The following is a 24,777-nucleotide window of genomic DNA, read 5'->3' as shown; positions in this document are numbered from 1 at the left end:
GGACGTCGGTCGGCCGACGGGCAGACCTCCGCCTTGTTGTCACCCAGGCCTCGGCAGTAGGCCTCCTCCGGGTGCTGAGGAGCCGACTTGGCGACCTCCGACTCGGGAGACGGGGGCGTCTCTCCCGCCGCCATGGGTAACTCAACCCCATGACTGACCGACCGCTGCTCCTCCTCGACGTCGACGGCCCCCTCAACCCCTTCGGTGCCCGGTTGTGGCGACCGCGCGGCTATGTGACGCGCCGCGTGCACCCATCGAACTGGTCCGCACGGCAGAAACCGGGGTCCCGGCGGTTGCGCCGGGGTCTGCGGATCCGGCTCAACCCGGCGCACGGGGAGCGACTGCTCGCGCTGCCGTACGAGTTGGCGTGGGCCACGACGTGGATGCACGAGGCCAACGAGATGATCGGGCCGGTGATCGGGTTGCCGGCCGATCTGCCGGTCATCGAGTTCGGCAACCTCTTCGCCACGGATCCGGACGGGCTGTACTGGAAGACCCGGCGGGTTCTGGAGTGGGCGGCGGGGCGGCCGTTCGTCTGGGTCGACGACATGATCACCGACCTCGACGTACGGCATGTCGCCGAGCACCACGACACGGCGGCGCTGCTGCTGCGGATCGATCCGCGCAGGGGGCTGAGGGAGGAGGAGTTCGCCGAGTTGGAGCGGTGGGCCCGTGCTCTTTGAGGCCCGGGGCGTCTTCGGTGCGGCGGGCTCGTAGCCTGGGGGCATGGGTGATCTTCTTCTCGTGCGGCACGGTGAGACCGAGTGGTCGGCTTCCGGGCAGCACACCAGCTGGACCGATATCCCGCTGACCGCCAACGGGCGGGCGCAGGCGAGCGGCCTCGCCCCGCTGCTCGACTCGCACCGCATCGGCGCCGTGTTCGTCAGCCCCATGAAGCGTGCCCAGGAGACCGCCGAACTGGCCGGGCTCACCGGCGCGCGCGTCGACGGGGACCTCGTCGAGTGGGACTACGGCGGGTACGAGGGGGTCACGACCGGCGAGATCCATCGCACCCGGCCGGACTGGTTCCTGTTCACGGACGGAGTCGTGCCGGGACCGTCGGAGCATCCCGGGGAGAACCCGGAGGAGGTCGGGGAGCGCGCCGACCGGATGCTGGCGAAGGCGCACGCGGCGCTGGGGAACAGCGAGGGGTGCGTGGTGCTCGTGGCCCACGGTCACTTCCTGCGCGTCCTCACCGCCCGCTACCTCGGGCTGCCCACTTCCGGTGGCGCGTTGTTCCAGCTGGCCACGGGCACGGTCTGCCGACTCGGTACGGAGCACGGGCGTCCGGTCGTCGCCGGGTGGAACATCAGGCCCGCCCAGTAGTGCCGCCGAGTGGATTGTCAGACCCTCCTCGTAGTCTTCGAGTGGGTTGATCCACGTTCTCGGCACGGGTCGGCCCCTGGCCGGCTCGGGTGAGGGAGGGTGCCGTGACACGACCGCCGACCGCCGCCCAGCGGCGGATCATCGATGCCGCCGAGCCGGTGACCGGGCGGCTGACGGGTACGGAGGCGCAACTCGCGGCGCTGGTGAAGCGGGGGCTGGCCTTCCGGCATCCGCGGCCACCGCACGACCACTTCCTGACAGCCGCCGGGCATCGCCTACGCGAGACGGCCGAAGGGGCGGATGCGGCCCCGGTTCCCGCCGCCCCGGCCTCCGTCCCCGCCGAGACCGGTGTCTTCGCCGCGCGGGTCGGCGGTGAGGAGGCCGCCGACGCCGGACCGGCGCGTGTACGTGAGGTGCACAGCGCCTGGCAGGGGCTTCTGGAGCTGCGCCGGATGACCAACCCGGGTGGCGCCATGGACCGCCCGTGCGGCTGGGAGCGGACCCATCTGGTGCAGGCCGCCGCGCTGGCATTGGAGGCGGCGGGACACCGGCCGGCTGGTGCGGACACGGACACCGATGCGGCGGGGGCGGGCGGTGGCTATCGCGTACGGGCCACACCCCAGCCGGAGGCCGTCGCCGTACGCCAGCCGGACGCCGAGGCACTGCGTGCCTGTGCGGCGACGCTGGAGAAGGCGGGCTGGCAGGTCGGCGAGCACACGGATCCGCGTACGCGGCAGCGGTATCTGCTGGCCTCACCGAGACGGGCCTAGTACATGAGCAAGCGCTCAGTAAGCTTGCGTCGTCCTGTTCGCCGTGGAGCCGTGGTGGCCCGTAAGTAAGTAGGGGGAAGTCATGACCGAGCCGTTTTCCGTTCCGGTGACCGTGCGGGGATACGAGACCGATGTGCAGGGACACCTGAACCAGAGTGTGTACCTCCAGTACGGCGAGCACGCGCGGTGGTCGTTGCTGCAGGCGGCCGGGATACGTCAGGCCGATCTGATGGCGAAGGGCGTCGGTCCCGTGGCGTTGGAGACGACGATCAGTTATCGCCGGGAGCTGCTGGCGGGCGACGAGGTCGAGGTGACGTGTGCGTTCGTCTGGGGTGAGGGCAGGACGTTCCGTATCGAGCAGACCATACGCAGGACCGACGGCACCGTGGCGGCCGAGATCACCGGCGTCGGCGGGCTGATGGACCTGCAGATCCGCAAGCTGGTGGCCGACCCCGGGGAGCACTTCCGGGCGCTGGCGGCGGACCCCACGCTGTTCGGGCTCTGAGCGTCGCGAGCCCACGCCGTTCGGACTCCGAGCGTGGCGGACCCCCGCTGTCCGGATCGTGAGCACGGGCCCACGGTCCGGACAGCGGGGCGTGTCACCGCTTCCTGTCGCTCAGCCCAGCGGGTTGAGCAGAGCCGGGTCGTTCTCGAAGGCGAACAGCAGCAGGTCCGTCATCGTGAACCGGCCCTTCCGGTGGGACGGAAGGCTCGGGCGCCAGTGCGGGAGCTTCACGATCGACGTCCGGCTGCCCTCCATCGCGCGGTGGAAGACCTCGGCGACGAGGGTGCCGCCGACGCCGGTGAGGCGGCCGGGGTGGGCTTCGTTCACCTCGGCCTCGCGCAGGACGTAGAACCACAGCGGGGTGTGCTCCACGAGCTGTGCGCGCTCGGTGTCGGAGAGCCCCTCCAGGACGGCGCCGCCGTCGCCCCGCAGGATCTGGTCCTCCGTCAGCGGCTTGAAGCCCATCTGGGCGGCCAACTGCGGCCCGGTGGCCAGCTCGACCATCGCGGCCCTCGTGAGGTTGCGGAACGCGAGGTTGCGGTGGATCGGCGGCGGGGCCGGGCGGCCACGACCGTCGAAGGTACCGGTGGGCAGTGTGGCCAGCGGGTCGACGAGCAGTGTGTCGAGACGCTTGGCCACATTGAACTCGCCCTCGGGCACGACCAGGTCGTCCCGGCCGATCTCGCCGAAGTCGAACAGCCGGCGGAAGTCGACGATCCAGTTGCTCGGCAGCCGCAGGTTCTCCCCGGAGTTCGGGTCGTCGAGGTCGCTCAGGTCGTCCGGGCCCGGCGTGAGGTTGCCCGCCGTGCCGCTGAACCGGAACAGCAGGCCGAGCGAGGCGATCGGGCCCGGTCCGCCCGCGCGGAACACGCTGTTCCACTGGTAGGCCCCGCGCACCATGCTGTGTCCGAGCCGATAGGCGGCGACGGAGAACTCGATGGGCATCGTCGGCAGGTCACCGGGACGGGTGTACCCGGGCCGCTCGAAGTGCTTGCGTCCTCGGGTGAAGACCCGCTCGACGATGTCCGGGTCGACGATGCGCGGCAGGAAGTCGGTGCGCAGCACCCACTGGTAGTGCTTCACGACCATGTCGCGGGCCGCGTGGAACAGCCGGTGCTCGGGCACTCCGCGCTCGGCGAGGTGGTCGACTACGCGGTTGTGGAAGCGGATGAACGCCAGGTGGAGCTGGCCGACGGCCAGGTTCTCGTCGTTGCGCGCGTCCGGGATGAGCGGGGCGCGCTTGTCCGCCTGGGTGCCGCCGGCCGCCTCACCGGCCCTCGGCAGGTCGAAGCCCTCCTGGTCGATGTTGGCGGGCGGGAACTCGGGCGGGAAGCCCACGCCGAGTGTCGTGCCCGTCTTGAGGCGGCCGTCGGGCTCGTAGAAGCGGGCGCTGCCGGTGTGCTTCGGGCCCATGCCGTAGAGCGAGTCCAGGTCGAGGGCGGGGCTGCGCCCCTGCGCCAGGTCCTCGACCGGGACCGGTTCGCCCAGCCCCACCTGGGTGCGGTCCAGTGTCAGGTCGTGGTCGACGAACTGTCCGAGGTACGTGAACCCCGCCGGGATCGCCGTCCCGGGTTCCCCGGAGTCGGGGTCGGCGCCGCCCGTGCCCGTGGTCATGGCCTCGGCCAGCTTGCCGCGCAGTGTCTCGTCGAGCTGGACTCCCTTCTCGCCGAACCGGGAGAAGCGGAAGGCCATTTGCTGCTCGGTCGCGCTCGGTACGCGCGCGATCGCCTCCCCCTTCTCGAACTCCAGGATCCGGCCCTCGTCGACGACGTAGTAGGTCTCGCGATGGTGTCGATGCACCATGTGTGTCCCCGTTCTGTCCCCCGGCTCCGCGAACGGTCACAACCGGACTTACCGGTTCTCCCCGTGCGTACCGGCCCCCACCGGACGCGAAGCGATCATTCGGATAAATCCCTGTTTACCGACAACGCGTCGTGTACGGGGAGGGGTTCCTGATCCGGGAAATCTACTCATATTGACGTAGAAGGGGGCTGGCGCTCGGCGTCGTACGACGCCCGTGACTCGGCGATGGAGACGCCGGGCGGCCTCCGGCCGCCGGTAGTCCGACCAGGCGGAAGGAGCCGTTCATGTCGGGTTCTCTCCCTTGTGGCCCTGAGTCCGCGTACAAGTGAGGTTTCGGCGGGTATTCCTCCCACGGCGTACCTCCCCCCACCCGCATCCGGAGACACCATGCCGTTCGCCCGCCGTGCCCTCCTCACCGCCCTCGCCGCCGGTTCGGCGGCGGCCTGTACCTCGGCCGGCGCGATCCCCTCGGACGACGCGCCCCGCGCCGACAAGGCGCTGCGGACAGCCGCGGCTGCGGCCCGGCGTCTGCTGCCGCGGCACTGGCGGCAGATCACGTTCACGGACGGAGCGGAGCGGGACACCTTCCGCGTCTCGGGCCGGGTCGGCCGCATCACCGTCACCGGTGACACCCCCGCCACTCAACTCACCGGGTTGAACTGGTACTTGAGGCACATCGCGTACGCCGAGATCAACTGGGCGGGCGAGCAGACCGACCTCCTGCCGCGCGAGCTGCCGGGCCTCGACGGCACGGTCGGCCGCCGGGCGAACGTCCCCCACCGCTTCGCGCTGAACGACACGAACGACGGCTACACGGGCGCGTACCTCGACTGGACGTACTGGGAGCGCGAGCTCGACGTGCTGGCGCTGCACGGCTACAACGAGGTCCTGGTCTACGCGGGCGCGGACGCGCTGTACCACCGGGTGTTCCAGGAGTTCGGGTACGGGGACGAGGAGCTGCGGAAGTGGATCCCGGGCCCGGCCCACCAGCCCTGGTGGCTCCTGCAGAACCTGTCGTCGTTCCCGGAGTTCCCCTCCCCCGTCTCCCGGCAGCTCCTGGACGCCCGGGCCGCCCTCGGCCGCCGGATCGCGGACCGGGTGCGTGAGCTGGGCATGACGCCGGTGTTCCCCGGCTACTTCGGGACGGTCCCGGCCGGTTTCGCGGAGCGCGTTCCGGGGGCGCGGACCGTGCCGCAGGGCGACTGGATGGGATTCACGCGCCCCGACTGGCTGGACCCGCGCACGGACGCGTTCGCGCGGGTGGCCGCGGCCTTCTACCGCGTGCAGGACGAGATGTTCGGCGGCGCGTCGACCCTGTACAAGATGGATCTCCTGCACGAGGGCGGCGACCCGGGCGACGTGCCCGTCGCCGGCGCGGCGAAGGGCGTCGAACGGGCGCTCCGGCGCGCCCACCCGGGGGCCACCTGGGTGATCCTCGGCTGGCAGCACAACCCGCCGCGCGCGATCGTCGACGCCGTCGACAAGAAGCACATGCTCGTCGTCGACGGCCTCTCCGACCGCTTCCCCACGGTCACGGACCGCGAGGCCGACTGGGGCGACACGCCGTACGCCTTCGGCTCGATCTGGAACTTCGGCGGCCACACGGCGCTCGGCGCGAACACGCCCGACTGGGCCGAGCTGTACGAGAAGTGGCGCACGAAGGACGGCAGCAAGCTGCACGGGATCGCCCTGATGCCCGAGGCGGCGGACAACAACCCGGCCGCCTTCGCCCTGTTCTCCGAACTCGCCTGGCGGGCAGGCGAGTTGGACCTCAAGACATGGTTCGCCGAGTGGGCGCACGCCCGGTACGGGGCCCGTGACGCGCACGCCGAGGCCGCCTGGGACATCCTGCGGCGCACCGCGTACGGCACGACCCGCGCCGACTCGTGGAGCGAGGGCGCCGACGGCCTGTTCGGCGCCCGGCCGGCACTGAACTCCGTACGGGCGGGCCGCTGGTCGCCGAAACAACTCCGCTATGACGCCATCGACTTCGAGCCTGCGCTGGGCGAACTGCTGCGAGTGCGGCCCGAGTTGCGCGCATCGTCGGCGTACCGTCGCGACCTGCTCGACGTGGCCCGCCAGGCCCTCTCCAACCGCAGCCGGATCCTGCTGCCACGGATCAAGGAGGCGTACGACGCCGGCGACGGGCCCCGTTTCGACGAGTTGAGCGGTGTCTGGCTCTCGCTCATGAGTCTGCTGGACGAGCTGGTGGCCACCGACTCCCGGCATCTGCTGGGCCGTTGGGTCGCGGATGCCCGTTCCTGGAGTGCGGGTGCCGCCGAGCGGGAGCAGCTGACGTACGACAATCTGTCGCTGCTGACCGTGTGGGGAACGCGGAAGGGCGCGGACGCGGGGCTGCGGGACTACGCCAACCGGGAATGGGCGGGGCTGGTCGGCGGGCTGTACCGGCTGCGCTGGTCGACGTACTTCGAGGAGCTGCGGGCCGCGCTGAAGGAGGGCCGGGCACCGAAGAAGATCGACTGGTTCGCCCTGGAGGACCGCTGGACGCGTGATCCTGGGCCGCTCGCGACCGAGCCGACCGGGGACACGTACACGATCGCCACGCGGGTCCGGGACCGGCTCACAGCGCTCTCCTGACGGATCACAGCCCAGAGCCCGCGGGCGCCCTCGATCTGCAGCTGCCGCTCAACTGGCAGATGTACGGGGACCGTTACTCAATCAGCCCCCGGCGGCGATCCGTGCCAATCGCTGGGCCTCGTCCCGCGTGGAGCGGGCGATGGCGTCCTCGTCCACGTGCAGCAGGCGTCCGTCCTCCACGACCTGACGGCCGTTCACGAACGACGCCGTCACCGGGGCCGCCGCGCCGAAGACCAGGGCGGTCACCGGGTCGGCGATCGACGCGTGGGCGAGGGTGTCGAGCTTCCAGAGGACGAGGTCGGCGAGCTTGCCCTCCTCCAGGGAGCCGATCTCACGTGCCCGGCCCAGGACTTGGGCGCCGCCGAAGGTGCCGAGGCGCAGTGCCTGGCGGGCGTTGAGAGCCGCTTCGCGGTGGGCGCCGAGGCGGTTGATGAGGAGCGCGTTGCGCAGCTCCGTGTGCAGTTCGCCGGACTCGTTGGACGCGGTGCCGTCGACGCCGAGGCCGACCGGGACGCCGGCCGCGAGCATGTCCGGGACGCGGGCGATACCCGCCCCCAGCCGGGCGTTGGAGGACGGACAGTGCGCGACACCCGTCTTCGTACGGGCGAAGGCGTCGATGTCGGAGTCGTTCATATGGACGCAGTGGGCCATCCACACGTCCTCGCCGAGCCAGCCCGTCGACTCGAAGTAGTCGGTCGGGCCCATGCCGAACAGCTCGTGGCAGAACTTCTCCTCCTCGACCGTCTCCGAGCCGTGGGTGTGCAGCCGCACGCCGAGACGACGGGCCAGCTCAGCGCCTTCACGGAGCAGTTCGGTGGAGACCGAGAAGGGCGAGCAGGGGGCGACGGCGATCTGGGTCATCGCGCCGAAGGAGGCGTCGTGATGCTGCGCGACCGTCTCCTCGGTGGCGGCGAGCGCGCCCTGAAGGGTCTCGACGGCGAAGTCCGGGGGCAGGCCGCCGTCCTTCTCGCTGCGGTCCATGGAGCCGCGGGCGAGTGTGAAGCGGACGCCCATCTCGCTCGCCGCCCGGATGATCGAGCCCGACAGATCGCCGGAGCCCTTCGGGAAGACGTAGTGGTGGTCCATCGCGGTCGTCACACCGCCACGGGCCAGCATGCCGAGCGAGCCCTGCGCGGCCGCGTACGTCATGCGCTCGTCGATGCGCGCCCAGGTCGGGTAGAGCGCGACGAGCCAGTCGAAGAGGTTGTGGTCGGTGGCGAGGCCCCGGGTGATCCACTGGTAGAAGTGGTGGTGGGTGTTGACCAGACCGGGGGTCACCAGGTGCCCGGTCGCGTCGATCCGGCGTACGACGTCGGCCAGCCCCTCGGGGGCCTTGCCCGCGCCGACGGACTCGATCACGTTGTCCGCGACGACCACATGGCCCGACGTGTACTCGGTGTCCTTCGCGTCCACGGTCGCGATCGCCGCGTTCTCGATGACGATGCGCTGGGTTGCTGCCATGGTTCGCCCTTCAGAGGTTGGTGAGGTCCGCCGGGATCCGCGCTTCGCACCCGTCCCGCAGGACGGTGGCCTCGATCAGGCCGTAGGGGCGGTCGGCGGCGAAGTACACGGCTCCGTCGGCGGTGTCGTTCTTGAGGCCGAACGGGGCCAGGTCCACCAAGAAGTGGTGCTTGTTCGGGAGGGAGAAGCGGATCTCGTCGATCTCGTCGCGGTTGTCGATGATCCGCGCGCCCATCTGGTACAGGGTCTGCTGGAGCGAGAGCGAGTACGTCTCCGCGAAGGCCTGGAGCATGTGCTTCTTCACCTGCTCGTACGACGCCTCCCAGTCGGGCATCTGCTGTGCGTCGTCGGTCCAGTCGAAGCGCCAGCGGGCGGAGACCTCGGTGGCGAGGATGCGGTCGTACGCCTCGGGGAGGGTCGTGTACTTGTCCTTGGCGTAGCCCCAGAACTCGGAGTTGGTCGAGTTCATGACCGTCAGGTCCTTGAGGCCGGAGACGACCTCCCACGACGAGCCGTCGTACGTGATCTGGGCCAGCCGGGTCTCCTGGCCCTTGCGGACGAAGGAGTGCGCGCCCTCACCGCCGTGCTCGATGCGCTCCCAGGAGTACTCCTCGACGCGGATGCGGGCCCGGTGGATGGCCGGCTGGGAGGTCACGAAGTGCCGGGCGAGGTGGATGCCGAACTGCTCGGCGGACTCGATGCCGTGCTCCTTGGCGAAGGCGTACACCGTGTTCTTGGTGGTGTCCGTCGGCAGGACGTTCGCGTTCGAGCCGGAGAGGTGGACCTCGTCCATGTCGCCACTCAGCGACACCGACACGTTCAGGTCCTTGATGTGGTGGGTGGCGCCTTCCCGCGTGATCTTGACGACTCGGTTCTCGGCCTTGCCGTACTGGTTCTGTCCCAACACCGGGCGGCCGGGACGGGATTTGTCGGTCATGTAGCTAGCTCCCTCGGTATACGGAGTAGCCGAACGGGTTGAGCAGCAGCGGTACGTGGTAGTGCTCGCCGGGGTTCACGGCGAAGGTGATCGCCACCTCCGGGAAGAACGCTCCTACGGTGCCGCTGTCCCGATTCGCGGGGGCGTCCTGCTGCGCATCGGCTTGCTTCTTCGCAGATTTCTCGAGGTACGGCTCGACCTCGAAGTCGAGCCGTACCTGGGTGGTGCCCTCCGGCAGCGCCGGCAGGTCCTTGCACCGGCCGTCGGCGTCGGTCGCCGAGCCGCCGAGTGTCCGCCAGTCCGCGTCCCGCCCCGAGCGGGCGGCGAGGTGGACGGCGACGCCCTCGGCGGGGCGGCCGACGGAGGTGTCCAGGATGTGTGTGGACACCGAGGCGGTCGTGCTGGTGCTCATGATCGGGCTTCCTCTTCGACGAGCCGGGCCAGGCGAATGCGGTTGATCTTGCCCAGTTCGGTGCGGACGATCTCGCGTTCCCGCTCCGGCGCGTTGCCGATCCGCTCCTTGACCGCGTCGCGCATCTGCTCGCCGGTGCGGCCGGTGGCGCAGATCAGGAAGACATGCCCGAACTTCTCCTGGTAGGCCAGGTTCAGTTCGAGCATCTCCGCCTTGAGCTCGTCGGTGGCGCCGGCCATGCCGCGCTGCTCACGGGCCGAGGTCGGATCACCCGGCTTCGGGCGGCCGATCGGCGGATGTCCGGCCATCGCCTCCGCCAGATCCTCGGCGGTCAGCTCGGCCATGGCGGCGTCGCCGGCGGCGAAGAGGTCTTCGACGGTGGCATACGGGCGGCCGGTCAGCAGCCTGCGCCCCCATTCCGCCGAGGCGCACGCCTCGTGGAGCGCCGCGGCGGCCGCGTGCTCCTCCATGGCGTTGAACCGGGCGAGGCCCGGAGTCGAAGAACTCGAAGTCACGGGAGCCTCCGTGGCCGTGTTGCTGGACTGGCTACGGCAAGCTAACGCCCTGCGACGACATCGCGTCAACAGTTTGTTGAAAAAACGAGGTAACGCGCGCCTCTCCCGAAGCCGGGCACCGGCTGGCGCGAGTCTCGCCATCGGCGCCCCCTGCACAGCGCGCTTGAGGCATGGACATGGCCTTCGGGGGGAGGCCGACGGCCCGCACCCGTCGCCCTCCCCGGTCGGTCAGTGCCGGCGCTGTCGGTAGGCCCGGGTCTTCATGCGGTTCCCGCAGAGTTCCGGGGCGCACCAGCGGGCCAGGCCCGGCCGGGAGTGGTCGTAGAACACCCAGCGGCAGTCGGGCGCCTGGCAGACCTTCAGGCGGGCGAGGGAGCCGTCCTGGGCGGCGCGGACGGCGGCCAGCGCGATCACGGTGAGGGCGCCGTCCGCGCCGTCCGTGCCCGGCAGCAGTGCCGGCGGTCGTCCCGGAGCCGTGCTCAACCGGATGTCCAGCCGGACGGCGGGCGGTTCCCCCGCCGACGGGGCGTCGTCGGCCGAGGAGACGGTGGCCGGGGCGGGTGCGAGGCAGGCCCGCAGGTCCGCGCGCAACCGGTGGGCGCGGTCGAGATCGCGCCGGTCCGCAGGCGTGCCCGGGTCCACCAACTCCCGTGTGCGGAGCCAGTCCGCCAGCGCCTGGGGCGACGACAGCTGGTCGCCGCCCTGGTGCGTGGTGCCGTGGCGGACGAAGGACCGCAGGTCCAGCGTGTTGACGAAGGCATGCAGCAGGGCGGCGTCGGGGGGCAAGGGTGGGGTGGGGCGCTGGTCCGTCGGTGGCGTGGGGCGCTGGCCCATCAGTTGGTCCCCTCGACTCTGCAACACTAGTTAAGAGAAATAGTAGGTGTTGACTCCATCGGTGTCAGCTCCTAGCCTGCCCGCGACAGAACCTCGGGAAGGACAGGCGATGGCGGAGTCGTTACGGCGTACGATCACGGTCGGTCAAGGGGTGGCTCTCTACGTCGGCGCCATCGTCGGCGCCGGTGTCCTGCTGCTGCCCGGACTGAGCGCGACCGAGGCCGGCCCCGTCGCGATCGTGGCCTGGATCTTCGACGCGACCCTGGGCATTCCCCTGGCCCTCACCCTCGCCTCGCTGGCGAGCCGCTGTCCCAACGCGGGCGGAGTGGCGACCTACGTCACCGAGGCGTTCGGCCCGGCCGCCGGAGCCGTCGTCGGCTGGTTCTACTTCATCGGCGCCGCCACCGCCCAGACACTGGTCGCGCTGACCGGCGCGTACTACGGGGCGACCTACATGGGCCTGTCGCGGGAGTTCACCTTCCTCGTGGCGGGCCTCATCCTGCTCGTCGCCACCCTGTCCAATCTGCGCGGCATCAAGGTGAGCGGCCGGTTGCAGCTGGTGTTCGCCGGGACCGTCGCCCTCCTCCTGCTGCTCGCCATGCTGGTGTCGATCCCGCGCTTCAGCGCCGACAACTGGACACCCTTCGCGCCGCACGGCGTCGGCCGGGTCGGCGAGGTGGCCGTCCTCATCTTCTTCGCCTTCTTCGGCTGGGAGGCGATCACGCACCTCGCGGAGGAGTTCCGCGACCCGGTCAGGGACGTGCCGCGGTCCACGCTGATCAGCGTCGGGATCATCACCGTGCTGTACGTCGGAGTGGTGGTCGCGACCATCGGCACCGGCACCTACGGCGACGACGAGACCAACAACACCGTGATCGCCCGGCTGCTGGCGGACGGGGCCGGCGGCGCGGTGGGGGTCGTCACCGCCGTGATCGCCGTACTGATCGCCCTCGGCACGGCCAATGCCTTCGTCGCCGCCACCTCACGGCTGGGCTACGCGCTGGCCAGGGACGGGGCCTTCCCGGCACCGCTGGCCCGGATCAGCACGAACGGCGTCCCCGCGATCTCCGTGGTCGCGGTGGGGGGATACGCCGGCCTGGGAGTCGTCGTCAGCTATGTCGCGGGCTGGGGTCCGGAAACCCTGCTCGTGGTGCCCGCGTCGCTGGTCATCATGACGTTCCTCGCCGGCATGGCCGCCGGTGTCCGGCTGCTGAGCGGCGGACGGCGGACACTCGCCGGCCTCGGCACCGTGCTGTGCCTGGTACTGGTCCCCTTCAGCGGAGGCATCGTCGTCATCCCGGTGGCCGTCACCGTTCTCGCGCTGGCCTACCGGTGGTGGACCGGCCGACGGGCGGAGCCGCGCCCGGAGCCCGACGCGACTCCGCCCGCCGGCCAGGAAACGGACGAGGACCTGCCCGTGGGGACCACCCCCCAGGAGTGACACCCGCCACCCGCCACGCGGAGAAACATTCCTACCGCCTGGAACATCCCGGAAGAGGTCGGCCGGAGCCTCCTCCCCTCAATCCCTCCGTCGCGGCTGCGCACCGCTCTCACGCGCCTTGGCACGCTGTTCGTCGGCGTAATTGATGTAGTTGTAGACCGTGAAACGGCTCACGCCGAGTGCGCTCGCGACGGTCTCCACACCGTGCCGCACGGAGAAGGCACCGCGCGCTTCGAGTGTGCGGACGATCTCTTGCTTCGTCTTACGGTCGAGTTCGGCCAACGGCTTGCCCTGCTTGCGCTCCAGCGCGGCCAGGATGTGATCGAGCGACTCGGCGAGCTGCGGCAGACGTACGGCGACGACGTCGGCGCCCGCCCAGGCGAGCACGACATCGTCGGGACCGGCCTCCTCCGGCGGCAGGAGGGCTCCGCCCATGGCGTCGACCAGCGGCTTCACGGCCGCGATGAAGGCATCGCCCCCCACCCCGGTCACGACTTCCCCTCCCCGACCACGTTGACCTGCAGCGAGATCCTGGTGGCGCCCGCCTCCAGGGCCTTGCGCAGCAGGTCGTCGACCGCGGTGAGCACGACGTCGGCGCCGCCCTCCGCGGTGTTGCCGAACGGGCCCACGTCCACGGCGTCCAGGTCGGCGGCCTCGATGACATCGCGGGCGACCAGCGCATGCCGGGGCGGCTCATCGAGGTCGAAGGGCTCGGTCGTGAATTCCACTCGCAATCGCACACTGCCCCCAAACACCGCACCTGGCTGCGGTTGTCCCGAGATCACGGGTTCCGGCGGCGAAGCCGGCTCGCCCGCCACGAGGCGACCCTAACGGACACCGCCGCCCCGGAGGACTCGGACGGTCATGGCAGGGCTACGGCTACGGCTACGGCTACGGCTACGGCTACGGCTACGGCTACGACCCACGGTGCGCCGTCGCGCGCCCATCCCTCTTGACAAGCCCATCCCACCAACGGCAGCCTTCCATTAAGCAGAAACAAGTTTCCGTAATATGGAAATGGAAGGGGGCGCCTGGGCCCATGGGATTCGCGGAGCAGCGCTTCAACGTCAACCTGTCGATCCTCTTCACGGAACTCCCGCTCCTGGAACGCCCCGCGGCCGCCGCCGCGGCCGGCTTCACCGCGGTCGAGCTGTGGTGGCCCTGGGTCGACTCCCCCACCCCCGAGCAGTCGGAACTCGACGCCCTGCGGCGCGCGATCGAGGGCGCGGGCGTCCAGCTGACCGGGCTGAACTTCTACTCGGGAGTGCTGCCGGGGCCGGACCGGGGCGCCCTGTCGATCCCCGGCGAGGAGTCGGAGCGGTTCCGCGCCAACATCGACGTGGTCGCGGACTTCGCCCGGTCCGTCGGCTGCAAGGCGCTCAACGCGCTGTACGGCAACCGCGTGGCCGGAGCGGACCCGGCCGAGCAGGACGCGCTCGCGCTGCGGAACCTGGTCCTGGCGGCCCAGGCGGCCGACCGGATCGGCGCGACCCTGCTGATCGAGGTCCTGAACAAGGTGGATTCGCCGCTCTATCCCCTGGTGTCCGCCCCGGCCGCCGTCGGCGTCGTCGACAAGGTCAACCAGGCGTCGGGCCTCGGCAACGCGCGCTTCCTGATGGATCTCTACCACCTGTCCATGAACGGCGAGGACCTGCCGCAGGTGATCGCCGAGTACGCCGAGAAGACCGGCCATGTGCAGATCGCCGACAACCCCGGCCGCGGCGCCCCCGGCACGGGCACCCTCCCGCTGGAGGACCTCCTCGACCAGTTGGGCAAGGCCGGTTACGAGGGCTGGGTCGGACTGGAGTACAAGCCGGGCGACCGGCCGAGCGCCGAGGCCTTCGCGTGGCTCCCCCGAGAGTCCCGCGCGGCACGCTGAGCCCCCCACCCCACAGCCGTGCCCATCCCACAGTCGTAGCCAACCTCACAGCCGTAGCCCACCGTTCCTTTGGACTGAGCAGGAGTGAGCCTGTTCAGCCCGCACGCCCCGAACGGTCTTGGGCGTTCCCCCACTGCCTTAAGGGCGTGGGAGGTACCCCAGGTCCCCGGCGTACTCAGCCCCGGGGCGGCGACACGGATCCTGTCCGTGGTCCGGGCCCGGGAGGCCGGTTCCCTGTGCGACCTGGCCATGTGGGTACAGCCAGAGGCGACGGAGAGGCCCCGAACCATCACTCCGGTGGAGCGGGGGCCCCGCACGCCGACGCCGTACCCGGCGGCCCAGATCGCGCGACCACCTAGACCGAACAGCCCAGAACACCGCAAGCCCGAAAGCCGACCATCACACGATCGAGCTAATACCACCTCGTTCGCGCTCCTCAACGAGCAGCTGCAACCCCCACGGACGCAGCCGAGCTGTCAGAGAGGCACCCTCATCATGAGCAATCTCCCCAAGGTCGCGTGGATAGGCCTCGGCATCATGGGCTCCCCCATGTCCGAGAACCTGATCAAGGCGGGTTACGACGTCACGGGCTGCACCCTGGAGCAGGACAAGCTCGACCGGCTGGCCGCCGCCGGCGGGACCGCGGCGGACTCGATCGCCGAGGCCGTGCGCGACGCCGACGTCGTCATCACGATGGTGCCCGCGTCACCGCAGGTCGAGGCCATCGCGTACGGCCCCGACGGCATCCTGGAGAACGCCAGGCCGGGCGCCTTGCTGATCGACATGTCGTCCATCGCCCCGCAGACCTCGGTCGACCTGGCGAAGGCGGCGAAGGCGAAGGGCATCCGGGTGCTCGACGCCCCGGTCTCCGGCGGTGAGGCGGGCGCGATCGAGGCGGTGCTGTCCATCATGGTCGGCGGCGAGCAGACCGACTTCGACGAGGCCGAGCCGGTCTTCGAGGCGCTCGGCAGGACCATCGTGCTGTGCGGTCCACACGGCTCCGGACAGACCGTGAAGGCCGCGAACCAGCTGATCGTCGCCGTGAACATCCAGGCGTGCGCCGAGGCCGTGGTCTTCCTGGAGAAGTCCGGCGTGGACCTCGATGCGGCGCTCGACGTCCTGAACGGCGGCCTCGCCGGCTCGACCGTACTGACCCGCAAGAAGGACAACTTCCTGAACCGGGACTTCAAGCCGGGCTTCCGTATCGATCTGCACCACAAGGACATGGGCATCGTCACGGACGCCGCCCGCACCGTGGGCGCCGCCCTGCCCGTCGGCGCCGTGGTGGCCCAGTTGATCGCCTCGCTGCGCGCGCAGGGCGACGGCGGCCTGGACCACTCGGCCCTGCTGCGGGCCGTGGAACGCCTCTCCGGCGCCCAGGTCTGAGAGGGCGGTTCGTCTCTGAGGCCGGCCCCTTCCCCGAACTTCCGGTCCGCGGCGGCGCCGACATCTGTCCTGTCGCGCCCAGGCACCGCCGCGGACCGGGACCGCCGTCTCGGATACGCCGACTTCCTGAGGGGCGTCGGCAGGGGCACCGCGATGTTCGTACGCCTCTCGACGGTGGGTGAGGGTTTGGCCGACGCCGACGCGGTGTGCGACCCGCCCGCCCTGGCGATCAACTTCTCTAGGGAAGAGGTCAATTACAGCCTCGTCGGGAACTGCGCCCCGGTCGTCTTCGTCAAGGCCCCGATCATGTCCCGACTTCGTCCACTCCCCGGAACCGCGGTTCACGCCGCGCGGAGAGCGGGCCCCAGCCGCATCGGATCCCTGGGGTCACAGCTCCGGGGGCAACGGGAACGAGTGCTTCCCCATCCGGGGCCCTTCGTCCTCTCTCCCCTCCGGACCGCCCAGCGATCGGCGGGCGTTGTCCAGCAGTTCCTTGTACGTCAGCACCTCGACGCGGTTCATATGGGCGTTGAACGTGCGCAGGGCCTCGGTGATCTCCTCCTCCGGCACGTCGGGGTGGAGGGCGGGGTGTCCGACGAGTACGAGCGCGCCGGCCCGTCGGGTCTCGATGCCGAACTCCTCGCGGATGCGGTGCCGGTCCTCGTCGAGTCCCACCAGGTAGTTGACGGCCTGCCCCACGGCCTCGTGGACCTGCGCCGCCGGCACCCAGGCGGACCGGTGCCGTTTCACCAACGGGCCCTTGAGGCTCATGGCGCGCTTGAGCTCGACGATGTGCAGGGCGCCGTCACCGCGGATCAGCGGGAGGTCGACCTCGTCGCCGGACACGAGCCTGCGGTGCGCGGCCTCGCCGACGAAACGGCCACCGAAGATCCAGTGCTGCCCCTCCAGCACGCGCTGAAGGTCCCGCTCCAGGGCGTTCGGGTCCTCGACGACCGCGCGGAGTTCCTCCAGACCGGCGGCCCGACGACGCAACTCGGCTGCCTGGATGATGAGTTGACCCTTGTCATCGGCTGCGAGCAGGGCGAGGGCCTGCGGCGAGGTGACGATGTCCCGGGCCGCGACGGCGGGGTCCTCGATGTCGATGCGACCGTCACGGAGGATCCGCTCCAGCCACAGGGCCGTCTCGGCCCGGCCGCGCGGGATGACCCAGCGCCCGGGCCGGTCCTCGGGCGCCTCCGTGTGCAGCGAGTCCTCCGCCTGGCCCCGGAAGTGCTCCAGGAACTCCGCCACGCTCGCGTCGGGATGCTCCTCCAGGTATTCCTGGCAGTGCTCGACCATCCACCTGTGCGTGGCCCAGATCGTTCTGCCGAGGTACTTCCGGCCGATCCAGTCGCGCTTGCCGTCCCGGGAGAGCCGGTAGCGCTCTTCGAAGTCCGGTCGGAGGATGAGGCCCTGGGCATAGTCGAGTGAGTCCTGGAGCATGCGCACCACGTTCCACTCCCCGGCCCCGGCCGCCGTGGCCCGTGCCTCCGCCAGCAGCCGTTCGAGCTCCTTGCCGCCCCGGCGGCCTCGGCCCGGCCCGCCCTTCATGTGCGTGAAGACCGCGTCCAGCGCGTCCTTCACCGGCTGCCCGACCGCCTCCTCCGCCGCCTTCTCGAGCTGCCACTCCAGTGCCCTGTCGCATCGCGTCGCCATGAAGGGGATTGTGCGATCAGGGTCTGACAACCCGATCACCGCCCACCGCCACGGCTTTCCGCCTACGCAAGGGTGCGTAGGCCGTCTACGGAACCCTCAAATCAACCTCTGAACCCCTGCGCGAGGGCTTCAACTACCCCTGGGTGAGGGCACATTCTCGACACACGAGGCCCGCCGGCACGGGGGCGGCGGGCCTCGACGGGGGAAGCCCACGGGGGAGAACGGGGGCACGGGGGAACGGGGGAACGGGGGAACGGGGGAACGCGAGATCCCGGGGGAAACGGGGGATCTCTCGGGAAGGTACGGGGGAACGGGGGAGGCCATGAGCGGCAGCGCGACGAAGCGGCTCGCGTCATGCGAGGTCGCGCTGCTGCGGGGTGGGCCCCGCGCCGCCGTGGCGGTCGCCGCACTGGCTCTGCATCTACGGGGGGCCGTCGCCGGAAGGGGCGGCACGATGCGGACGTCGGGACCGTCCGGCGGCGTGGGGCATTCCCTCCCTCCCCTGCACCCGCTGGAGAAGGCGGTACACACCTCGCTCTACCGGCCCGCCGGCCTGCGGGAACTCATGGAACGGCCCCGGATGCGCCGCGAACTCGCCGAAGCCCGCGCGGAGTTGATCGCGCAGGGCCTGCTACGGCGTTTCCCCCCGCGGCGGAAGCAGGCCGCCCGACGCCTTCTCACCGACCTCCGCGAGCAGTTGCCCCTGTCGCTCCCGCTGCCGGACGACGAGCCCGAGAACCTGCCCGCCGACCAACTGGCCCTCCTGGTCGCCCTCGACGGCCCCGCCGCCCTTCTGGCCGTCGCACCACGCTTCGCCCGCCAGGCCGGACTCGTCGGCCGGGGCGGCCGCGCGGACAAGGGGCTCCTGCCGCACTCCTGGGGTGGCGGACGGGGGCTGAGCGGCCACACCACCGACGACGGATTCGGTCCCACCGGGAGCGGGTGGATCTGAGCACGCCCGCGGCCGCACATCGCCCGGGCGCGGGACGGGGCGGCCCACCCCCCGGATGAGCCGCCCCGGACGTCCGTACGCCGCACTCGACGTCGTACATCTCAGACCCGCGACGTCTCGTACACCTCAGACCCGCGACGTCTCGTACACCTCACACCCGCGACGTCTCGTACACCTCACACCCGCAAGGCCCTGATCGAGGTGGGCGCGTGCCCCGGCTCCGTCGCGATCTCCTCGAACTCGGACACGTCGCCGATGTCGTTGGTCGTGGACATCGAGATGTTGGTGACGCGCTCCAGGATCGCCTCGACGACGACCGGCACCCGGTACTCCGCCGCGAGCTTCTTCGCCTGCTCGAAGGCGGCGCCCAGTTCGGCCGGGTCGGTCACCCGGATCGCCTTGCAGCCCAGGCCCTCGGCGACCTTGACGTGGTCGACGCCGTAGACGCCCAGCTCGGGCGAGTTGACGTTCTCGAACTCCAGGTTGACCTGGAAGTCGATGCCGAAGGCGCGCTGGGCCTGGCGGATCAGGCCCAGGTAGGAGTTGTTGACCAGGACATGGACGTACGGGATGCGGTGCTGCGCCCCGACCGCCAGTTCCTCGATCATGAACTGGAAGTCGTAGTCGCCGGAGAGGGCGACGACGGACGCCTCCGGGTCGGCCTTCGCGACGCCGAGCGCGGCCGGGACCGTCCAGCCCAGCGGGCCCGCCTGGCCGCAGTTGATCCAGTGGCGCGGGTGGTAGACGTGCAGCAGCTGGGCGCCGGCGATCTGGGAGAGGCCGATGGTCGAGACGTACCGGGTCTCGGGACCGAAGGCCTTGTTCATCTCCTCGTAGACGCGCTGCGGCTTGATCGGGATGTCGTCGAAGTGGGTACGGCGCTGGAGCCGGGCCTTGCGGTCCTGCGCGCCGGCCGCCCACGCGGAGCGGTCAGGCAGCCCGCCTTGGGCCTTCAACTCCCTTGCCACCGCGACGAACAGCTCCAGCGCGGCCTTGGCGTCGGAGGCGATGCCGTAGTCGGGGGCGAAGATCCTGCCCAGCTGGGTGGGCTCGATGTCGACGTGGACGAACTTCCGTCCGGCCGTGTAGACGTCCAGTTTCCCGGTGTGCCGGTTGGCCCAGCGGTTGCCGATGCCGAGGACGAAGTCGGACTCCAGGAAGGTCGCGTTGCCGTAGCGGTGCGAGGTCTGCAGGCCGACCATGCCGGCGTTCAGCTCGTGGTCGTCGGGCAGGACGCCCCAGCCCATGAGGGTGGGGACGACCGGGACGCCGGTCAACTCGGCGAATTCGACGAGGAGTTCACAGGCGTCGGCGTTGATGATGCCGCCGCCCGCGACGATCAGCGGCCGCTCCGACGCGTTCAGCAGCCCGATCGCCTTCTCGATCTGGGCACGGGTGGCGGCCGGCTTGTAGACCGGGAGCGGCTCGTACGTGTCCGGGTCGAACTCGATCTCGGTGAGCTGGACGTCGATGGGCAGGTCGATGAGGACGGGCCCGGGACGGCCGGAGCGCATCAGATGGAAGGCCTGCTGGAAGACGCCGGGGACCTGTGCGGCCTCCAGGACGGTGACGGCCATCTTGGTGACCGGCCTCGCGATGGAGGCGATGTCGACCGCCTGGAAGTCCTCCTTGTGGATCACGGCCGTGGGTGCCTGGCCGGTGACGCAGAGGATCGGGATGGAGTCACCGATGGCCGAGTAGAGCCCGGTGATCATGTCGGTCCCGGCGGGTCCGGAGGTGCCGATACAGAGACCGATGTTGCCGGGGAAGGCGCGGGTGTAGCCCTCGGCCATGTGCGACGCGCCCTCGACATGCCGGGCGAGGGTGTGCTGGATGCCGCCGGAGGCCTTGAGTGCCGCGTAGAAGGGGTTGATCGCCGCGCCGGGGACACCGAACGCGTCGCGGACGCCCTCGTGCTTGAGGATCTCGACTGCCGCGCGGGCAGCGGTCATACGAGCCATTGCGTACTCCTGCCTCAGCTGCCGGACTGGCGCTCCCGTCGCGCCCCGCGGTGAGCACTTCCGTGATCTCGTCAGTAGATTTCCGCACTAGATTTCCGCATTACGGAAAATATTTTCTGTTATATGGAAGCAATGTAGGGGGCGGGGTCAGGAGCGTCAAGGGCGTGGGCCCCGGAATCCACCTGGGCGTCCTGGGGTGTTTCCCTGCCGGAACAGCCCTGGCTGGAGGACGATGAAGGGGGCGTTTCCGATGTGACCCGGTGTCCTGGCGGTCTCGGTGGTGGGGTGGGAAATGAGCGAGAGCATGTCGGTGCGGTGCCCGGACTGCGGACGGGAACATGTGTACGCGGCCCCGGCCTATCCCTGCGCCTGCGGCACCCCCGTCGCCCCGGCGCTGAACCTCAGGGCCGCCCCCACCGCCGTCACCCACCGCACCTGGGACGAGGACTGGGTCACCGTCCGCTGCGGGAGCTGCGGCCGCGAGGACCAGTGGCCCCACCCCGAGCTGGGCTGCGCCTGCGGAACGGTGCTGCGCGTCCCCGTCGCGGGCGCCTTGCGGTCACCGCGCCCCCGGGATCCGAACGGAGCCGACCCGTCCGCCCGCCCCCGTACCGCCTTCAAGCCCGTCACGATCCGTACCGCCCGGGACGCGATCACCGCCGTCGCCCTCTATCTGCGCTGGCTGGGCTACCAGGACGTCCGCCGGGCCGACCAGCGCCAGCCCAGTGGCATCGGGCTGGCCGCGCGGGGGGTCCTGGCCCAGGTGGACCCGTCGGTGCGCCCGGCCTCGCTGCGCGATGTCGAGTGCCTGTGGCTGACCGCCATGACGGAGTCCACCGACTGCGTCTACTTCTCCCTCGCCGGGTACGCTAACGACGCCCGCGACCGCGCCGACGGCCTGGGCGTCTCCCTGTTCGTCCTGGACCTCACGGGCACCCCGCAACCGGTGAACGGCGCGGCGACGGAGCTGGTCGCGACCGGCGCGGGGGCCTGAGACCCGCCGAGGGCCTCGTCGACGGCGACGGCTACTCGACGGCGTACCGCTCCCGCAGCTCGATCTTCCGCACCTTCCCCGACACCGTCATCGGGAAGGAGTCCAGGATCCGCAGGGCGCTCGGGATCTTGTAGTGCGCCAACTGTCCGTCGCAGAAGGCCCGCAGCTCCTCCAGCGTGAGCGGTTCGGCGGTCTCGCGCGGGATGACGCAGGCGAGGACCTCCTCGCCGTACCGCTCGTGCGGCACGCCCACCACCTGCACGTCGGCGATCTTCGGGTGGCCGTACAGGAACTCCTCGATCTCGCGCGGGTAGATGTTCTCACCGCCCCGGATGATCATGTCCTTGATACGGCCGACGATCTCGACGTATCCGTCCTCGCGCATCACCGCCAGGTCCCCGGTGTGCATCCACCGCCCGGCGTCGACGGCCTCGGCGGTCTTCTCCGGCTCCTCCCAGTAGCCGAGCATCACGCTGTAGCCGCGGGTGCACAACTCCCCCGCGGTGCCGCGTGGTCGGGTCACGCCGGTCGCCGGATCGACGATCTTCACCTCGATGTGCGGGAGGACGCGGCCGACGGTGCCGGTGCGGTGCTCCAGGTCGTCGTCACGCCGGGTCTGGGTGGAGACGGGTGAGGTCTCCGTCATGCCGTAACAGATCGAGACCTCCGTCATGTGCATCTCGGCGACCACCCGCTTCATCACCTCCACCGGGCAGGGCGAGCCCGCCATGATGCCGGTCCGCAGGGAGGAGAGGTCGTACGAGCCGAAGTCGGGGAGGTTCAGCTCCGCGATGAACATCGTCGGTACGCCGTACAGGGAGGTGCAGCGCTCCTGCTGGACCGCGCGCAGGGTGGCCGCCGGGTCGAACGACGGGGCCGGGATGACGATGCAGGCACCGTGCGAGGTCGCCGCGAGGTTGCCCATCACCATGCCGAAGCAGTGGTAGAAGGGCACGGGCACGCAGATCCGGTCCCGCTCGCTGTAGGCGATCGACTCCCCCACGAAATAACCGTTGTTGAGGATGCCGTGGTGGGAGAGGGTCGCCCCCTTGGGGAAGCCCGTCGTGCCCGAGGTGTACTGGATGTTGATCGGGTCGTCGCAGGACAGGTCCTCGTACGGCACCGGGGTCCCACGCCCGATGAGCGCGTCCCAGCTCGGGTCGCCGATGTAGACGGTCTCCCTCAACCGCGGGCAGCTGGCGCGGACTTGCTCGACCATCGCCCGGTAGTCGCTCGTCTTGTGGCTGAGGGAGGCGAAGAGCAGGGAGACGCCGGCCTGGTTGAGGACGTACTCGACCTCGTGGGTGCGGTAGGCCGGGTTGATGTTCACCATGATCGCGCCGATTCGCGCGGTGGCGTACTGGACGAGCACCCACTCGGGACAGTTGATCGCCCAGATCCCGACCCGGTCGCCCTTGACGACACCGCTCGCCAGCAGCGCGAACGCCAACCGGTCGACGTCGGCGGCGAATTGGGCGTACGTCCAGCGGCGCCCGGACGGCACGTCGACGAGGACCTCACGGTCCGGCCAGGCCGCGACCGCCCGGTCGAGGTTGGCGCCGATCGTGTCGCCGAGCAGGACCGTGTCGCTCGTGCCGTGCGTGTACGACAGCTCCGTCACCGTGAGGTCCCCTCGCGCCGTCTTCGGACGGTCTTCGTGTTCCGTCACCGGAAGTCCTCCTCGCGGTACTCCGCGTCCGAGCCCTCGGCCGTGGCCTCGCGCAGCTCGATGCGGCGGATCTTGCCCGACACGGTCTTCGGCAGATCGGCGAACTCCAGGCGGCGGACGCGCTTGTAGGGCGCGAGGACGGTCCGGGAGTGCTCGAAGAGCACCTTCGCGGTGTCCGGGCCCGGCTCCCAGCCGGCCGCCAGCACGATGTACGCCTTCGGCACCGCGAGCCGGACCTCGTCCGGCGCGGGCACGACGGCCGCCTCGGCGACCGCCTCGTGCTCCAGGAGCGCGCTCTCCAGCTCGAACGGGCTGATCTTGTAGTCGCTCGCCTTGAAGACGTCGTCCGCGCGGCCCACGTAGGTGATGTAGCCGTCCGCGTCCCGTGAGCCGATGTCGCCGGTGCGGTAGTAGCCGCCGGCCATGGCCTCCGCCGTACGGTCGGGGTCGCCGTGGTAGCCGGTCATGAGGCCGACGGGGCGGTTGGAGAGGTCGAGGGCGATCTCGCCCTCGTCGGCGTCGGGGGCGCCCGAGACGGGGTCGAGGAGGACGACCTTGAAGCCGGGTCCCGGCCTGCCCATCGAGCCGGTCTTCAGTGCCTGGCCGGGGCTGTTGGAGACCTGGACGGCGGTCTCGGTCTGGCCGAAGCCGTCGCGGATGGTGACGCCCCAGGCGCGCCGCACCTGCTCGATGACCTCGGGGTTGAGCGGCTCGCCTGCGGCGACGATCTCGCGGGGCGGGGTGCGCAGCTGGGTGAGGTCGGCCTGGATGAGCATGCGCCACACGGTGGGCGGGGCGCAGAAGGTGGTGACGCCCGCGCGCTCCATCTCCGCGAGCAGCCGCCCGGCGTCGAAGCGGCCGTAGTTGTGGATGAAGACGGTCGCCTCCGCGTTCCACGGGGCGAAGAGGTTGGACCAGGCGTGCTTGGCCCAGCCGGGCGAGGAGATGTTGAGATGGACGTCGCCGGGCTTCAGGCCGATCCAGTACATGGTCGCCAAGTGACCGATGGGGTACGACACATGGGTGTGCTCGACCAGTTTGGGGCGGGCGGTGGTGCCCGAGGTGAAGTACAGCATCAGCGGGTCGGTGGCGTTGGTGGCGCCGTTCGGTTCGAAACGGGTGGGGGCCGCGTAGGCCTCCTCGTACGGCCGCCAGCCGTCCACCGTGCCGCCGACCGTGGTGCGGGTGTAACGGCCGGGTACGTCATCGAACTTGGGGGCGTCCTCGGCCCGTACGATCACGTGCTTGACCCGGCCGCGCTCCACCCGGTCGCGCAGATCGGCGGGGCCGAGCAGCGGGGTGGCGGGGATGACGACGGCGCGCAGCTTCATGGCGGCGAGGGCGGTCTCCCACAACTCCGCCTGGTTGCCGAGCATGACGAGGATGCGGTCGTCGGCGCGGACGCCCCGGTCACGCAGCCAGTTGGCGGCCCGGGAGGAGCGCTCGGACATCTCGGCGAAGGTGAGCCGGGTCTCGGTGCCGTCGTCCTCGACGATGTGCAGCGCCGTGCGGTCGTTCCCATGTGCGATCACGTCGAACCAGTCGAGTGCCCAGTTGAAGTACTCCGGGCGCGGCCAGGTGAACCCCTTGTAGGCCGTGGCATAGTCCTCACGGTGGGCCAGCAGGAAGTCCCGGGCCGCCCGGAACTCGTCCGTGGCGCTCGTCCTCGCCGACATGT

General features: G+C 70.5%; 22 protein-coding genes and 1 pseudogene. 11 read left to right on the top strand and 12 right to left on the bottom strand.

Annotated features, from left to right (window positions below; all coding sequences use genetic code 11):
- Positions 1–149 precede the first annotated feature (149 nt).
- The 4 genes from JIX55_RS40040 to JIX55_RS40025 all read left to right on the top strand — a co-directional run bounded on the left by JIX55_RS40040 (position 150) and on the right by JIX55_RS40025 (position 2,601).
- Positions 150–683 carry an HAD domain-containing protein gene (locus JIX55_RS40040; RefSeq protein ID WP_257568101.1) on the top strand — a complete coding sequence of 178 codons (534 nt, stop codon included), beginning with the start codon at positions 150–152 and terminating at the stop codon, positions 681–683.
- A gap of 43 nt (positions 684–726) precedes the next feature.
- Complete coding sequence (locus JIX55_RS40035) at positions 727–1,326, top strand: histidine phosphatase family protein (protein WP_257568100.1); 600 nt, start codon at positions 727–729, stop codon at positions 1,324–1,326.
- Positions 1,327–1,430: 104 nt separating this feature from the next.
- Positions 1,431–2,096 (top strand): hypothetical protein, encoded by a 666-nt coding sequence (locus JIX55_RS40030; protein WP_257568099.1) that lies wholly within the window; start codon positions 1,431–1,433, stop codon positions 2,094–2,096.
- Positions 2,097–2,178: 82 nt separating this feature from the next.
- Positions 2,179–2,601 (top strand): acyl-CoA thioesterase, encoded by a 423-nt coding sequence (locus JIX55_RS40025; RefSeq protein WP_257568098.1) that lies wholly within the window; start codon positions 2,179–2,181, stop codon positions 2,599–2,601.
- 111 nt (positions 2,602–2,712) lie between these two features.
- Here the strand turns inward: JIX55_RS40025 and JIX55_RS40020 are convergent, their stop codons facing one another.
- Entirely contained in the window at positions 2,713–4,404 is a 1,692-nt protein-coding gene (locus tag JIX55_RS40020) for a peroxidase family protein (RefSeq protein WP_257568097.1), read from the bottom strand.
- Between the two features lie 387 nt (positions 4,405–4,791).
- Between JIX55_RS40020 and JIX55_RS40015 the strand changes: the two genes are divergently transcribed.
- Positions 4,792–7,002, top strand: a complete 2,211-nt coding sequence (locus tag JIX55_RS40015; protein WP_257568096.1) for an alpha-N-acetylglucosaminidase — start codon at positions 4,792–4,794, stop codon at positions 7,000–7,002.
- 81 nt (positions 7,003–7,083) lie between these two features.
- Here the strand turns inward: JIX55_RS40015 and JIX55_RS40010 are convergent, their stop codons facing one another.
- From JIX55_RS40010 to JIX55_RS39990, 5 genes are all read right to left on the bottom strand, one after another.
- Positions 7,084–8,463, bottom strand: a complete 1,380-nt coding sequence (locus JIX55_RS40010; protein WP_257568095.1) for an 8-oxoguanine deaminase — start codon at positions 8,461–8,463, stop codon at positions 7,084–7,086.
- 10 nt (positions 8,464–8,473) lie between these two features.
- Positions 8,474–9,400 carry a factor-independent urate hydroxylase gene (gene pucL / locus JIX55_RS40005; RefSeq protein ID WP_257568094.1) on the bottom strand — a complete coding sequence of 309 codons (927 nt, stop codon included), beginning with the start codon at positions 9,398–9,400 and terminating at the stop codon, positions 8,474–8,476.
- Between the two features lie 4 nt (positions 9,401–9,404).
- Positions 9,405–9,812 carry a hydroxyisourate hydrolase gene (gene uraH / locus JIX55_RS40000; RefSeq protein WP_257568093.1) on the bottom strand — a complete coding sequence of 136 codons (408 nt, stop codon included), beginning with the start codon at positions 9,810–9,812 and terminating at the stop codon, positions 9,405–9,407.
- Positions 9,809–10,327: a 2-oxo-4-hydroxy-4-carboxy-5-ureidoimidazoline decarboxylase gene (gene uraD / locus JIX55_RS39995; protein WP_257568092.1), complete on the bottom strand. Its 519-nt coding sequence runs from the start codon at positions 10,325–10,327 to the stop codon at positions 9,809–9,811. Before uraD ends, uraH begins: the two co-directional genes overlap by 4 nt.
- Positions 10,328–10,555: 228 nt before the next feature.
- Positions 10,556–11,161 (bottom strand): CGNR zinc finger domain-containing protein, encoded by a 606-nt coding sequence (locus JIX55_RS39990; RefSeq protein ID WP_257568091.1) that lies wholly within the window; start codon positions 11,159–11,161, stop codon positions 10,556–10,558.
- 109 nt (positions 11,162–11,270) lie between these two features.
- Here JIX55_RS39990 and JIX55_RS39985 point away from each other — a divergent pair, with 109 nt between their 5' ends.
- Positions 11,271–12,602, top strand: coding sequence for an APC family permease (locus JIX55_RS39985; RefSeq protein ID WP_257568090.1), 1,332 nt, complete (start codon positions 11,271–11,273; stop codon positions 12,600–12,602).
- Between the two features lie 78 nt (positions 12,603–12,680).
- Here the strand turns inward: JIX55_RS39985 and JIX55_RS39980 are convergent, their stop codons facing one another.
- Both JIX55_RS39980 and JIX55_RS39975 read right to left on the bottom strand, forming a co-directional pair.
- Complete coding sequence (locus tag JIX55_RS39980) at positions 12,681–13,094, bottom strand: helix-turn-helix domain-containing protein (RefSeq protein ID WP_257568088.1); 414 nt, start codon at positions 13,092–13,094, stop codon at positions 12,681–12,683.
- The gene (locus tag JIX55_RS39975; protein ID WP_257568087.1) at positions 13,091–13,342 is read right to left on the bottom strand and encodes a thiamine-binding protein; all 252 of its coding nucleotides are present in this window, start codon (positions 13,340–13,342) and stop codon (positions 13,091–13,093) included. Before JIX55_RS39975 ends, JIX55_RS39980 begins: the two co-directional genes overlap by 4 nt.
- A 299-nt stretch (positions 13,343–13,641) precedes the next feature.
- Between JIX55_RS39975 and JIX55_RS39970 the strand changes: the two genes are divergently transcribed.
- The 3 genes and pseudogenes from JIX55_RS39970 to JIX55_RS51625 all read left to right on the top strand — a co-directional run.
- The gene (locus JIX55_RS39970; protein ID WP_257568086.1) at positions 13,642–14,481 is read left to right on the top strand and encodes a TIM barrel protein; all 840 of its coding nucleotides are present in this window, start codon (positions 13,642–13,644) and stop codon (positions 14,479–14,481) included.
- 495 nt (positions 14,482–14,976) lie between these two features.
- Positions 14,977–15,867 carry a 2-hydroxy-3-oxopropionate reductase gene (locus tag JIX55_RS39965; RefSeq protein ID WP_257568085.1) on the top strand — a complete coding sequence of 297 codons (891 nt, stop codon included), beginning with the start codon at positions 14,977–14,979 and terminating at the stop codon, positions 15,865–15,867.
- A gap of 15 nt (positions 15,868–15,882) precedes the next feature.
- Positions 15,883–16,161: pseudogene (locus JIX55_RS51625) on the top strand (catalase); the annotation flags it as partial.
- 93 nt (positions 16,162–16,254) lie between these two features.
- On the opposite strand, the gene JIX55_RS39960 reads toward JIX55_RS51625, so the two are convergent.
- The gene (locus JIX55_RS39960; protein WP_257568084.1) at positions 16,255–17,523 is read right to left on the bottom strand and encodes a DUF4263 domain-containing protein; all 1,269 of its coding nucleotides are present in this window, start codon (positions 17,521–17,523) and stop codon (positions 16,255–16,257) included.
- Between the two features lie 322 nt (positions 17,524–17,845).
- On the opposite strand from JIX55_RS39960, the gene JIX55_RS39955 reads away from it, so the two are divergent.
- Entirely contained in the window at positions 17,846–18,475 is a 630-nt protein-coding gene (locus JIX55_RS39955; protein ID WP_257568083.1) for a TIGR04222 domain-containing membrane protein, read from the top strand.
- 176 nt (positions 18,476–18,651) lie between these two features.
- Here the strand turns inward: JIX55_RS39955 and gcl are convergent, their stop codons facing one another.
- A complete protein-coding gene (gcl, locus tag JIX55_RS39950) occupies positions 18,652–20,436 on the bottom strand; it encodes a glyoxylate carboligase (RefSeq protein WP_257568082.1) in 1,785 nt (594 codons plus the stop codon).
- Positions 20,437–20,728: 292 nt separating this feature from the next.
- On the opposite strand from gcl, the gene JIX55_RS39945 reads away from it, so the two are divergent.
- Positions 20,729–21,430, top strand: coding sequence for a hypothetical protein (locus JIX55_RS39945; RefSeq protein ID WP_257568081.1), 702 nt, complete (start codon positions 20,729–20,731; stop codon positions 21,428–21,430).
- A 31-nt stretch (positions 21,431–21,461) separates the two neighbouring features.
- On the opposite strand, the gene JIX55_RS39940 is transcribed toward JIX55_RS39945, so the two are convergent.
- Positions 21,462–23,099, bottom strand: coding sequence for an AMP-binding protein (locus JIX55_RS39940; RefSeq protein WP_306820081.1), 1,638 nt, complete (start codon positions 23,097–23,099; stop codon positions 21,462–21,464).
- A complete protein-coding gene (locus JIX55_RS39935; RefSeq protein WP_257568080.1) occupies positions 23,096–24,775 on the bottom strand; it encodes an AMP-binding protein in 1,680 nt (559 codons plus the stop codon). Before JIX55_RS39935 ends, JIX55_RS39940 begins: the two co-directional genes overlap by 4 nt.
- Between the last annotated feature and the right edge of the window lie 2 nt (positions 24,776–24,777).

This window comes from Streptomyces sp. DSM 40750 (assembly GCF_024612035.1).
In the GTDB taxonomy this organism is placed as follows: domain Bacteria; phylum Actinomycetota; class Actinomycetes; order Streptomycetales; family Streptomycetaceae; genus Streptomyces.
Note: the sequence above shows the minus strand (reverse complement) of the source record. Positions and strands in the feature narration are given on the sequence as shown.